Genomic DNA, 12,050 nt, shown 5'->3' with positions numbered 1-12,050 from the left:
CACTCAGGCAGATCGTCGATCAGGACTTGGCTTTGAACGCTTCCATCTGGCCGAAACCGGTCGGCGAAGTCTTGCTCTCAGTGGTGGCGCAGGTGCCCTTCGGAACGAGTTTCCAGGCGTTGGCCTGATAGTCCATTTTCGCCGTGCCGGCACAGGTGGTGCCTGCGCCTGCTGCGCAATCGTTGTGACCTTTCATGGCCACGCCGAAGCATTTTTCCATGTTGGCGTCAGCGGCACTGACAGTCGATACAGCGGCCATGCTCAGGGCAGAACCGAGGGCCAGAACCAGGGCGGTGGCGGACAGGGTGCGGGTGGTAGCAGTCATGATGTTTCTCCAGTCTTTGTCAGGGTTTTTACAAGCGCGGTTGCGCTTGCTTACCCCACTAGAGAAACGCGGTAGGGTTACGTTACAGCCCCCTCAAAATCTTTTTGAAAAAATGCAAATACCTGTAGGAGTGAGCCTGCTCGCGATGGCGTCGTGTCAGACGCCGATGATGTTGAATGACACTACGCCATCGCGAGCAGGCTCACTCCTACAAGGGATTTTTGGAGAATCTGAAAATCGTACAGGCACAAAAAAACGGCCCGAAGGCCGTTTTTCTGTTGGGTGAAATGCATCAACCGCCGAGGTACGCCTCGCGTACTTTCGGGTCGGTCAGCAGCGCTTCACCGGTGCCTTGCATGACCACGCGGCCGTTCTCCAGGACGTAGGCGCGGTCAGCGATTTTCAGCGCCTGGTTGGCGTTCTGCTCGACCAGGAACACGGTCACCCCGTCCTTGCGCAGCATTTCGATGATGTCGAAAATCTGCTGGATGATGATCGGTGCCAGGCCCAGCGACGGCTCGTCGAGCAGCAGCAGTTTCGGCTTGCTCATCAGCGCACGGCCGATGGCGAGCATTTGCTGTTCGCCGCCGGACATGGTGCCGCCGCGCTGGTTGAAGCGTTCTTTCAGGCGCGGGAACAGGCCGAGAACCTTGTCCATTTGCTCCTGATAGTCGCCCTTGTCGGTGAAAAAACCGCCCATGGAGAGGTTTTCTTCAACGGTCAGACGGGCGAACACCCGACGACCTTCCGGCACCACCGCGATGCTTTTGCGCATGATCTGCGACGAGTCCTGGCCGACCAGTTCCTCACCCATGTAGCGGATGCTGCCGCTGTGCGCTTGCGGCGAACCGCAGAGCGTCATCAGCAGCGTCGACTTGCCGGCACCGTTGGCGCCGATCAGGGTTACGATCTCGCCCTGACGGACTTCGACGTTGACGCTGTGCAGGGCCTGGATCTTGCCGTAGAAGGTGGAAACGTTTTCGAACTGCAGCATTTACGCTTCCCCTAGGTAGGCTTTGATCACTTCAGGATTGTCGCGGATCTGTTCCGGCGTACCGTCGGCCAGAGGCGTGCCCTGGTTGATCACGACGATGTGGTCGGAAATGCTCATGACCAGTTTCATGTCGTGTTCGATCAGCAGCACGGTGACGTTGTGCTCTTCACGCAGCACGCTGATCAGCGCCTTGAGGTCTTCGGTTTCCTTCGGGTTCAGACCGGCAGCCGGTTCGTCGAGCATGAGGATCCGCGGACGGGTCATCATGCAGCGGGCGATTTCCAGACGTCGTTGCTGACCGTAAGCCAAGGTGCCGGCGGTACGGTTGGCGAACTCCTTCAGGTTGACCTTTTCCAGCCAGTACTCGGCAAACTCCATGGCCTCGCGCTCGCTTTTGCGAAACGCCGGGGTCTTGAACAGACCGGACAGGAAGTTGGTGTTCAAGTGACGGTGCTGGGCGATCAACAGGTTCTCGACCGCCGTCATGTCCTTGAACAGGCGCACGTTCTGGAAGGTACGCACCACGCCTTTGAGGGCGATCTTGTGGCCCGGCAGGCCTTGGATCGGCTCACCGTCCAGCAGGATGCTGCCGCCCGTTGGCTGATAGAACCCGGTCAGGCAGTTGAACACGGTGGTCTTGCCCGCGCCGTTCGGCCCGATCAAGGCAACCACTTGTTTCTCTTTAACGGTCAGGGCCACGCCGTTGACCGCGAGCAAGCCGCCGAAGCGCATGCTCAAGTTCTCGACTTTCAAGATCTCGCGGCTCATTTTCGCAACTCCATGTGTGGGCGTTGCATCGGCAGCAGACCTTGTGGACGCCAGATCATCATCAACACCATCAGGGCACCGAACATCAACATGCGGTACTCGCTGAACTCACGCATCATTTCCGGCAACAGGATCATCACCACGGCCGCCAGAATCACACCCAACTGCGAGCCCATGCCACCCAGCACCACAATGGCGAGGATGATTGCCGACTCGATGAAGGTGAACGACTCTGGCGTCACCAGACCCTGACGCGCAGCGAAGAAGCTACCGGCGAAACCGGCGAATGCAGCGCCGAGAGTGAACGCGGACAGCTTGATGATCGTTGGATTCAGCCCCAGCGCACGGCAGGCGATTTCGTCTTCACGCAGCGCTTCCCAGGCACGGCCGATCGGCATGCGCAGCAGGCGGTTGATGACGAACAGTGCCGCCAGCGCCAGCAACAGCGCAACCAGGTAGAGGAAAATCACCTTGTTGATCGAGTTGTATTGCAGGCCGAAATACTCGTGGAAGGTTTGCATGCCTTCCGCCGCTTTACGTTCGAAGGTCAGACCGAAGAACGTCGGCTTCTCGATGTTGCTGATGCCGTTCGGACCGCCAGTGATGTCGGTCAGGTTACGCAGGAACAGACGGATGATCTCGCCGAAACCGAGGGTCACGATCGCGAGATAGTCACCGCGCAAACGCAGCACCGGGAAGCCCAGCAGGAAGCCGAACGTCGCCGCCATCAGGCCGGCAATTGGCAGGCAGATCCAGAAGCTCAGGCCGTAGTAGTGCGACAGCAGCGCGTAGCTGTAGGCGCCAACGGCGTAGAAGCCGACGTAACCGAGGTCGAGCAGACCAGCCAGACCGACGACGATGTTCAGGCCGAGGCCGAGCATCACGTAGATCAGGATCAGCGTCGCGATATCCACCGCGCCACGGGAGCCGAAGAACGGCCACACCAGTGCGACCAAAATCAGCGCAATGATGAAATAGCGCTGAGTGGTCGGCAGGGTCAGGAAGTTGCTGGCCTTGGCCGGAATCAGCGGCAGGCCCGGCGATGCACGCCAGGCCTTGCTGATCTGCTGGTTGAACAGCACGCGCAGGAACATCAGCACCGAACAGATGGCGATGGTCGCCAGTACGGCCGGGCTGGTGTTGTGCACTTCGAGGTTGATGCCGACGATGGTCAGTTTCAGTCCGAGCACAGGATACGCAACTGCCCAAACCAAGAGCGCACTGAACAGTGCCTGTTTAAGATTCCTAGTCATACTTTCTCAACCTCCGGACGGCCCAGAATGCCGGTCGGACGGAACAACAGCACCAGAACCAACAAGCCGAAAGCCACGACGTCCTTGTACTGGTCGCCGAAGATATCGGCACCAAAGGCTTCCGCCACCCCAAGCACCAACCCGCCGAGCATGGCGCCGGGGATGCTGCCGATGCCGCCAAGTACCGCAGCGGTGAAGGCTTTGAGGCCGACGAGGAAACCGGCGTTCGGGTTGATCACCCCGTATTGCATGCTCAGCAGCACAGCCGCAACGGCTGCCAGCGCGGCACCAATGACGAAGGTCAGGGCGATGATGTTGTTGGTGTTGATGCCGAGCAGGTTGGCCATCTTGATGTCTTCGGCGCAGGCGCGGCAGGCGCGACCCAGGCGAGAGCGGGAGATGAACAGCGTCAGGCCGAGCATGGCGATCAGGGTCACCACGAACACCACGATTTGCATGTAGGAAATCAGCACTTCTTGTGCGCCACCTGGGCCGAAGGCAAGGTTGCCCGGAATCAGGTTGGGGATCGCTTTGTCCTTGGAGTCTTGCGCCAGCAGAACCGTGTTCTGCAGGAAGATCGACATACCGATCGCGGAAATCAGCGGGATCAGACGGTTGCTGCCGCGCAGGGGGCGGTAGGCGATCCGTTCGATGCTGTAACCGTAGGAACTGGTGACGACGATGCTGGCGATAAACGCAGCGGTCATCAACAGCGGGACACTGTCGAGTCCCATCATGGTCAACCCGGCGATGGCGATGAACGCCACGTAAGAGCCAATCATGTACACCTCGCCGTGGGCGAAGTTGATCATTCCAATGATGCCGTAGACCATCGTGTAGCCGATGGCGATCAAGGCATACATGCTGCCAACGTTCAGGCCGTTAACCAGCTGTTGGAAGAAGTGATAGATGTCAGGCATTACAGCGCTCCTAAAAACCTGATACGCATTTCACTGGTGGAGTCATTTTCCCGCCCGGCCCCGTGGATCTTTATCCACTTCGAATCCGGGTTTTGCCAGCGAACCGCTGATGACGGTTTTGAGATTTTCAGGTGGGGAGACTGGCGGATCACGCCAGCGCGGCCCAATACATTCGTAAAACAAAGCCCACGGCACGCCGTGGGCTTTGTTGGCAGTCAGTCAGGCAGCGCCTTACTGAGGCGATACTTCAGTTTTAGGTTTGCCGTTGTGCCACTCGTAAACCACGAATTTGAAGTCTTTGAGGTCGCCCTTGGCGTCGAAGCTCAGGTCGCCAGTCGGAGTCTTGAAGGTACCGGCGTGAATGGCTTCAGCCACTTTGGTCGCGTCTTCGGACTTGGCTGCCTTGATGCCTTCGGCAATCACTTCAACCGCCGAGTAGGACGGGAACACGAACGGACCGCTCGGATCTTCTTTCTTCGCCTTGAATGCATCGGCCAGGGCGATGTTGGCTGGATCCTGGTCGAAGGATTTCGGCAGGGTCACCAGCAGGCCTTCGGCTGCGTCTTTGGCGATCTGGGTGATCGAGTCGTTACCCACGCCTTCCGGACCCATGAACTTGGCTTTCAGGCCTTTTTCCTGGGCTTGACGCAGGATCAGACCCAGCTCCGGGTGGTAGCCGCCGTAGTAAACGAAGTCGACGTTGGCTTGTTTGAGTTTGGCGATGATCGCCGAGAAATCTTTGTCGCCGGCGTTCACGCCTTCGAATACGGCAACCTTGGTGCCTTTCTTCTCGAGAGTCGATTTCACCGCGGTGGCGATGCCTTCACCGTACTGCTGTTTGTCGTGCAGCACGCCGACGATTTTCGGTTTCACGTGATCGGCAATGTAGTTACCGGCGGCAGGGCCCTGGGCGCTGTCCAGACCAATAGTACGGAAGATCATTTTGTAACCACGGGCGGTGATGTCCGGGCTGGTGGCAGCCGGGGTGATCATGATCACGCCTTCGTCTTCGTAGATGTCCGAAGCCGGTTGAGTGGAGCTGGAGCACAGGTGACCGACCACGAACTTGACGCCGTCGTTGACGACCTTGTTCGCCACCGCTACCGCTTGTTTTGGATCGCAGGCATCGTCGTATTCAACGGCTTCGAGTTTCTTGCCGTCGACGCCGCCCTTGGCGTTGATTTGCTCGATGGCCATTTTTGCGCCACTGAACTGCATGTCGCCGTATTGGGCTACTGGGCCGGTTTTAGGACCGGCAATACCGATTTTGATGGTGTCAGCTGCGAACGAATGGCTGGCAACCCCGGCCAGAACCATAGCGGCAAACAGTTTGGAAATCTGCTTAGTAGCCTTAGTCATAGTGCTCCACTCTTACTGTTGTAATTTTTTTGAGTTCTGGCGCCGTAGCAGCAGAACCGGGTCAGATATCTTTGCGATACCCTCCGGAAATGCCCCCGGCAACTGTACCGGTACAGTGTAGAGCGCCGGTTGTCAGCCTGGGAAGCGGGCGCCGAGGGGCAAAACTTGGGGGTGTCGCATTTTTGAATGAAAAAGACAGAATTGCGGCGGGGCGTTCGTGGGTATATATCCCAATCAGCAGCATTCCTTGGCGTTCCTGCTCTTTTCGTTCGGTGCAGCCTTTTGCAACCGGGTTTTGCTGGCGGACCACCGACGTTATTATTCGCGTCGATTTCTTTTCCGGACAGTTCCCATGAATCAAGAACCTAGCACCCTCTATGCCAAGCTGCTTGGTGAAACCGCATCTATTACCTGGAAAGAGTTGGAGCCGTTCTTCGCCAAGGGTGCCCTATTGTGGGTCGACCCCGACCTGGATTTGATCGCAGCTGCCGAGGCCGTGGCCTCGGATGATGGCGAGAAAGTGGCTGCCTGGCTGGCCGAAGACAAGGTCGCCAAGCTGTCTGAAACGCGGGCGCTGGATCTTTTCGAGCGCGATCCGTCGTTGTGGGCGGTAGTGGTTTCGCCGTGGATTCTGATCCAGGAAAGGGCAGTCGCCGCCGACGTCGCACCTTGATGGTGCGACCGGTCATCGGCGAAAAGTGTGTAGCGGAGTAGCGTGATGGCACGTTGCCGTAGAGAAACGCCACAAGCGAAGGTGGCCTCACGGTGACGTAAACGTAACGGGAACAGTTTAGTAAGCAGCCTAACGGCTGCTTAATTGTTTCTGGATATTGGATTGGAGAATTCTGTCGTCTGAAAAGGCCTCATCGCGAGCAGGCTCACTCCTACAGGGGAACGCATTCCAATTGTAGGAGTGAGCCTGCTCGCGATTGCCGCGACTCGGTCCTGGATCAGACCGAGAACGACTTGCCGGTATGGTTATTCAGCGAAATAACCTTGGTCTTGCCAATCCGGTGACGATAGATCTCGCGCAAATACTTGATCGACTTCTTCACGCAATCGCGCGACAAACGAATGTCATTGATCGAGACAAACTTCTCTTTGTCGTTGATCAGCTCGCGGTACTTCTTCTCGTACATCGGTTTGATCGCGTACCAGTTGGTGTCGAGGATCTTCGCCGGGTTTTCGAACTCGTTGAGCAGGTCGTCGATGCGGTCTTCGTCGAACTCCTCGTTGATGATGAAATCGAGGATCGAGTTGTCCAGGGTCTCGTCGAAACGGTACGGGTTCTTCGCGAAGCAGCGCTTGATGAACGCGACGATCAGGGTCAGGAAGTCATCCGACAGGCACGGGCTCTTGGCGATCAGGGTGGTCAGCGACAGGTTGGCCGAAGCACCGATTACCAACGCATAGCGCTTGAGCGTGGTGTTGGGGAACAGGCTGTTGAGGTGAGTCTTCAACCGGTTCAGGTCCATGTACGACAGCTTGTAGTCTTTTGGCAGCGAAACGATCGAGACCACCGACGAGCAGTTCTTGAAGAAGTGCAGGTCGTGCAGTGCCGCAGCGTCGTAGCCGGAATTCTTGTACTGCTCCAGCGAAGCGCGATAACGCTTGGATTCGATCGGCAACAGGCTGATGCCTTCAATCGCTTGCGTGACCTTGTTGAAGTGCGGCAGGTCGATCGAGCGGAAGAACAGGTCGTCGATGTTCAGGCGCTGCGGTTCTTTGTCGAACACCTTGAATTTGTCGCTGCTCGGTGGCGGCGTTTCCGGCACCACCGATTCGGCGTAGGCAATCGCCACCGGGCCGGCCAGGCTCATGAACAGGTCGTTGGCGTCGAGGCGAATGGTTTCACCGATGTCGATGCCGGCGCGGCGGAAGTAGTTCTGGTCGTAGTCAGTGGTGACTGCCTGCGCCGTCAGAATGTTGAAAATCTGCTGCGAGATGTACTGGTTGGCGTGTTTCTCCATCGCATTGACATCAATGTTCTGGATATTGCCGTCATCGCTCTCTTCGGCGTAACGCATGATGTCGTTGGAGATCAGCATCATCGCGTTCCATGGGCGGATACGGCCCATGACGCTGGCTTCGCTGCTGTCTTCATTGGCGAAGTTGTAGGAGAAATCCCATTCTTCCGAGAGGTATTTGCACAGCAGGCGACCGGCGTTGATGTGCAGCGCCTCGGACATTTCGCTGCGGTGATCGGAAATGTTCGGCAGTACGCAGATGCCGCTGGTGAAGATCGGTTCGAACACGAACGAATGACCGCTCTTGCCGTCGTGCTCGTCCATCGGCTTGGTGTCGAACGTCTTGTTCATGTACGAGTGCTGCTGGGCCAGACCGAATTCCGAAGCCATGCCGGAACCGGTACCGCCGCCGGCACTGAAGATCGAGAAATACAGGCGCGACTGGTTGGCCTTGATGCCGCAGCTGTCGATCAGGTACGAGTGGATCATTTTCCAGTCTGGGCTGGAGAAGCGCTGGGTATCCTTGTTGAGGATGATCTTCGCCAGGTATTGGCCGAGGATCGGCGCGTTACCGGCGCCACCGGCGTGGACTTCGGACAAGTCCATGATCTTCATTTTGCTGTAGTCGCGCAGGAAGCCGCTTTTCTCGCCTTTGCGCGAGAAACGGATGCGCCCGGCGATGTCCTTGTCGAGGTCGCCGAGCATCACCAGCGGTTCGACCAGAAACACCGGTTTGGTCGATTTGTTCGGGCCGATGCGCAGGTTGTTCTTGATCCACTGCGCCGGGCTGTAGCCCTTGTCGGCCAGTCGGCGATCCGCCGCACGGTCTTCGTTGTTGAATTCGTTGAGGTAGAACTTGCGCGCGTTGTACACCAGCTCCGCGACATCTAGAGCAATGTTCGAGCCGCAGCGACCGAGGCCGATCAGGCACACCGAGGGGAATTCCTGATCGTTGTGCTGTTCGTTGTCGCCTTCCAGGTGCGGTGGGCGCGGGAACACCAGATCTCGCAGGCCGTCGAGGTTGTCGAGGATGCGGTCGGTATTGGTTTCGGTGAAGTACAGGTATTGCTGAGTCGACAGCGGGCGCGACGGGACCAATGGCTTCGACGATGACGGGCTGTTGGCGGCAGGGCTCAAAGTCAGATCGGATACCGCAGTGGCGGGATTGTTTTTAGAAGTCATTGTGCGCCATATACCTGGACTGGTTGGCTCGCTGGCCAGTTGCCTGCGAACCTCACGGAATAAGATCTCGCGTCTTTTATTTGCGCGAATTGAGCCCGAGCATCAGGGTTTTGGCCTGACTGTCGCTGGGGGGAATCCTTTCCTGATCGTTGATGAATCGGCCATTATTCGGCGATCTTTAATCGAAAAGAGGCAAAATGATGTCAACGCTACCTTCGTTGGGGTTCGCCGGAATCGGTCTGATGGGCCTGCCCATGTGCCGGCGTCTGTTGGCGGCGGGTTACCCGCTGACCGTGTGGAATCGCAACCCGGCCAAGTGCGCGCCACTGGTCGAGGCCGGTGCCCGCCAGGTGTCGAGCCCCGCAGAACTATGCGAACACGCCGACGTGGTGATGCTGTGTCTGGCCGATACGGCGGTGGTCCGCAACGTGGTTTTTGGCGCTGGCGGTATTGTCGAAGGCGCGAAAAGCGGCCAGTTGCTGGTGGATTTTTCCAGTCTTGAACCGACGGCCACTCGCGAGATGGCGGCGCAACTGCTGGAGAAAACCGGCATGGCCTGGCTGGACTCACCCGTGTCGGGCGGCGTGGTCGGCGCCGAGGCCGGTAGCCTGGCGATCATGGTCGGCGGCGATGCGGCAGATCTTCAGCGCGTGCGCCCGGTGCTGCTCAATCTCGGTCAACGCGTCACGCATATGGGCGGCATCGGCGCGGGGCAAGTGACCAAGGCTTGCAACCAGATGATCGTCGCCTGCAACGCGCTGGTGATTGCCGAAGTGGTGGCGCTGGCCGAGCAGGCCGGCGTCGATGCGAGCCTGATCGCCGAAGCGTTGGCCGGTGGTTTCGCCGATTCGAAACCGTTGCAGATTCTCGCGCCGCAAATGGCCGAAAGCCGCTTCGAACCGATCAAGTGGCACGTGCGCACCTTGCTCAAGGATCTCGATACGGCAGTGAAGTTTTCCCGCGAACAAGGCTCGGCGACACCGATCAGCGGATTGGCCGCACAACTGATGCGCCTGCATGGGGCGCAAGGCTATTTGGCGCAGGATCCAGCGACACTGGTGAAAATGTACCGCGCGCCAGAATCAACGGATTGACCGCGTGTGAATGTTTGCGCTGATTGATTTCTTCCAGCACCGGGCGCAGTTCGTCCAGCGGCACCGGACGGCTGAGCAGGTAACCCTGAATAAAGTCGCAGCCCGAGCGTTCAAGAAATTCGTATTGCTCCAGGCTTTCGACGCCTTCGGTCACTACCTGCAAATGCAGGGTGTGCGCCATGACGATGATCGCCTGGACGATCTCCATGTCGGCGGTTGCCGTGGGAATGTCGAGGATGAACGAGCGGTCGATCTTCAGGGTGTTGAGCGGCAGGCGCTTGAGGTAGGCCAGCGACGAGTAGCCGGTGCCGAAGTCGTCGATCGACAACGACACCCCGAGCGCACGGATCTGCCGTAGCAGCACCAGGGTGTTGGCGATGTTGCCCATCAACGCGTTTTCGGTGACTTCCAGTTCCAGGCGTTCCGGCGCCACCCCGGCGCTGCGCAATGCCTGTTCGATTTCGTTGGCCAGTTCTTCCCGAGTGAGGTTGAGTGGCGAGCAGTTCCAGGCGATTTTCAATTCTTCGCAGCCATGCCGCGACAGTTCACCCAGATCCTTGCACGCGCGGCGCAGCACCCAGTTGTCCAGTTCGGCGATCAGGCCATTGTTTTCGGCGATGGTTATAAAGCGATCCGGGGTCAGCAAGCCGTGCAGCGGATGCTGCCAGCGGATCAGCGCTTCGAGTTTGGTGACACGGCCGGTTTTCAGTTCGAAGATCGGTTGGTAATACAGCGTCAAACCGTTTTCCTCGCGCAGGGCATGGCGCAGTTCTTCTTCCAGTTGCAGCTCGAAGCTGGCGCGGGTCTTGAGGTTGGAACTGAAAAAGTGCAGGCCATTACGCCCCGCGCCTTTGGATTGATACAACGCCAGATCGGCGTGCTTGAGCAGTTCTTCGCAGGTGCTGCCGTCCTCCGGAAACAGACTGATGCCGATGCTGGTGGTCATCACCATGCGACGTCCGGCCAACTCGATCGGCTCCTTCATCTTGAGCATGATGCGCTGGGCCATATTGCGGGCTTCTTCGCGCTCACGCAGGTTGATGAGGATGCAGAATTCGTCGCCGCCGAAGCGCGCGACCACGTCTTCATGGCTGCGCACCGAGCCCTTGATGTGCTGGGCGATGACTTTGAGCAGTTCGTCACCGGCGTCATGGCCGAGGCTGTCGTTGATCCGCTTGAAGTGGTCAATGTCGAGAAACATCACCGCGAGCATGCCGCCTTCGCTGGTTTTCTGGCTGAGTTTCTCGGCGAAGATCTGGTTGAAACCGCGACGGTTGATCAGGTTGGTCAGGGCGTCGTAGTTAGCCACTTGTTGCAGCGACATACGCGCCTGATCGAGCTGGCTAAGCAGGGCGTTGACCCGGCGCAGGTCTTCTTCCTTGTTCTGCAGTTTTTTATCGGCCAGCGCCGCACTGATCGCACTGCCAAGGATCAGCAGGATGATCAGCGCCACGGTCAGGCCCAGTTGCAGATGCCCGTTATCGCCGCCGCTCGCTGTCAGGCCTCCCTCGGGAAGAACCAGATCCAGCGCAGCCATGCCGGTGAAATGCATGCTGATGATGCCGGCGCCGAGAATCAGCGCAGCGCTGTACTTGAGCAACTGATGCGCCACGCCGCTGCCTTCGCTCAGATAGCGGGCCACCCACAGCGCGGCGAAACTGGCGCCGATGGCGATCACCACAGACAGCGCGAACATTCCTGGCTGATAGTAGGCGGTGGCGCTCGACTTCATCGCCGCCATGCCAACGTAATGCATGCCGGCGATGCCCAGGCCGATGACGAACGCGGTTTTCAAGCAATGCAATGCACTCGGCTGCGCTTCGCTCAGGGTTTGCATGGCCAGCCAAGAGGCGAGCAGGGCGATCAGCAACGAGAAAAGGGTGATGCCAAGGTCGTACTGAATGTCGATCGGTGTCTGGAAAGCCAGCATGCCGATGAAATGCATGGCCCAGATGCCGCCGGCCAGGCAGGTCGCGCCGATCCAGCGCCAGATCCGCCGCGACCCCGGATCTTCGGCATTTACAACGCGCTCAGCCATATCCAGAGTGGCGAAACTGGCTGCGCAGGCGACCAGATACGCAACCATCACCAGGAAAGGGTTGTGACTGCAATCGAGGATGACCTGCCCGCTCTCCGGCAGCTCGGTAACAAACTGCAAACCAAGCCACTCCATAGCATGCCCCGTCTC

Annotated in this window: 10 protein-coding genes; 2 read left to right on the top strand and 8 right to left on the bottom strand. The window is 58.4% G+C overall.

What is annotated here, in order from left to right:
* Positions 1-19: 19 nt before the first annotated feature.
* The 6 genes from KBP52_RS11915 to KBP52_RS11890 all read right to left on the bottom strand — a co-directional run bounded on the left by KBP52_RS11915 (position 20) and on the right by KBP52_RS11890 (position 5,619).
* Positions 20-325 carry a DUF2282 domain-containing protein gene (locus tag KBP52_RS11915; RefSeq protein ID WP_077571418.1) on the bottom strand — a complete coding sequence of 102 codons (306 nt, stop codon included), beginning with the start codon at positions 323-325 and terminating at the stop codon, positions 20-22.
* Between the two features lie 292 nt (positions 326-617).
* Complete coding sequence (locus KBP52_RS11910; protein ID WP_008082262.1) at positions 618-1,319, bottom strand: ABC transporter ATP-binding protein; 702 nt, start codon at positions 1,317-1,319, stop codon at positions 618-620.
* Positions 1,320-2,087 (bottom strand): high-affinity branched-chain amino acid ABC transporter ATP-binding protein LivG, encoded by a 768-nt coding sequence (livG, locus tag KBP52_RS11905; RefSeq protein ID WP_007918535.1) that lies wholly within the window; start codon positions 2,085-2,087, stop codon positions 1,320-1,322.
* Entirely contained in the window at positions 2,084-3,340 is a 1,257-nt protein-coding gene (locus KBP52_RS11900) for a high-affinity branched-chain amino acid ABC transporter permease LivM (protein WP_116028815.1), read from the bottom strand. The genes livG and KBP52_RS11900 overlap by 4 nt, the downstream gene beginning before the upstream one ends.
* A complete protein-coding gene (gene livH / locus KBP52_RS11895; protein WP_016986597.1) occupies positions 3,337-4,260 on the bottom strand; it encodes a high-affinity branched-chain amino acid ABC transporter permease LivH in 924 nt (307 codons plus the stop codon). Before livH ends, KBP52_RS11900 begins: the two co-directional genes overlap by 4 nt.
* A 231-nt stretch (positions 4,261-4,491) precedes the next feature.
* Positions 4,492-5,619, bottom strand: coding sequence for a branched-chain amino acid ABC transporter substrate-binding protein (locus tag KBP52_RS11890; RefSeq protein ID WP_016986598.1), 1,128 nt, complete (start codon positions 5,617-5,619; stop codon positions 4,492-4,494).
* A 352-nt stretch (positions 5,620-5,971) separates the two neighbouring features.
* Between KBP52_RS11890 and KBP52_RS11885 the strand changes: the two genes are divergently transcribed.
* Positions 5,972-6,292, top strand: coding sequence for a DUF2288 domain-containing protein (locus KBP52_RS11885; RefSeq protein WP_212622817.1), 321 nt, complete (start codon positions 5,972-5,974; stop codon positions 6,290-6,292).
* Positions 6,293-6,569: 277 nt separating this feature from the next.
* Here the strand turns inward: KBP52_RS11885 and KBP52_RS11880 are convergent, their stop codons facing one another.
* Positions 6,570-8,768, bottom strand: a complete 2,199-nt coding sequence (locus KBP52_RS11880; protein ID WP_007918508.1) for a hypothetical protein — start codon at positions 8,766-8,768, stop codon at positions 6,570-6,572.
* A 197-nt stretch (positions 8,769-8,965) separates the two neighbouring features.
* Here KBP52_RS11880 and KBP52_RS11875 point away from each other — a divergent pair, with 197 nt between their 5' ends.
* The gene (locus KBP52_RS11875) at positions 8,966-9,862 is read left to right on the top strand and encodes an NAD(P)-dependent oxidoreductase (protein ID WP_212622816.1); all 897 of its coding nucleotides are present in this window, start codon (positions 8,966-8,968) and stop codon (positions 9,860-9,862) included.
* Here the strand turns inward: KBP52_RS11875 and KBP52_RS11870 are convergent.
* Positions 9,753-12,035, bottom strand: a complete 2,283-nt coding sequence (locus KBP52_RS11870) for a bifunctional diguanylate cyclase/phosphodiesterase (protein WP_212622815.1) — start codon at positions 12,033-12,035, stop codon at positions 9,753-9,755. The two genes, KBP52_RS11875 and KBP52_RS11870, sit on opposite strands and share 110 nt — an antisense overlap.
* Positions 12,036-12,050: the final 15 nt, after the last annotated feature.

This window comes from Pseudomonas sp. SCA2728.1_7, from assembly GCF_018138145.1.
GTDB classification, from domain to species: Bacteria; Pseudomonadota; Gammaproteobacteria; order Pseudomonadales; family Pseudomonadaceae; genus Aquipseudomonas; species Aquipseudomonas koreensis_A.
This window is presented reverse-complemented; position numbering and strand designations above follow the sequence as displayed.

Coding starts and splice junctions, on each gene's coding strand:
- KBP52_RS11915 (WP_077571418.1), bottom strand. CDS start 325: ATGACTGCTACCACCCGCACCCTGTCCGCCACCGCCCTGGTTCTGGCC.
- KBP52_RS11910 (WP_008082262.1), bottom strand. CDS start 1,319: ATGCTGCAGTTCGAAAACGTTTCCACCTTCTACGGCAAGATCCAGGCC.
- livG (WP_007918535.1), bottom strand. CDS start 2,087: ATGAGCCGCGAGATCTTGAAAGTCGAGAACTTGAGCATGCGCTTCGGC.
- KBP52_RS11900 (WP_116028815.1), bottom strand. CDS start 3,340: ATGACTAGGAATCTTAAACAGGCACTGTTCAGTGCGCTCTTGGTTTGG.
- livH (WP_016986597.1), bottom strand. CDS start 4,260: ATGCCTGACATCTATCACTTCTTCCAACAGCTGGTTAACGGCCTGAAC.
- KBP52_RS11890 (WP_016986598.1), bottom strand. CDS start 5,619: ATGACTAAGGCTACTAAGCAGATTTCCAAACTGTTTGCCGCTATGGTT.
- KBP52_RS11885 (WP_212622817.1), top strand. CDS start 5,972: ATGAATCAAGAACCTAGCACCCTCTATGCCAAGCTGCTTGGTGAAACC.
- KBP52_RS11880 (WP_007918508.1), bottom strand. CDS start 8,768: ATGACTTCTAAAAACAATCCCGCCACTGCGGTATCCGATCTGACTTTG.
- KBP52_RS11875 (WP_212622816.1), top strand. CDS start 8,966: ATGATGTCAACGCTACCTTCGTTGGGGTTCGCCGGAATCGGTCTGATG.
- KBP52_RS11870 (WP_212622815.1), bottom strand. CDS start 12,035: ATGGAGTGGCTTGGTTTGCAGTTTGTTACCGAGCTGCCGGAGAGCGGG.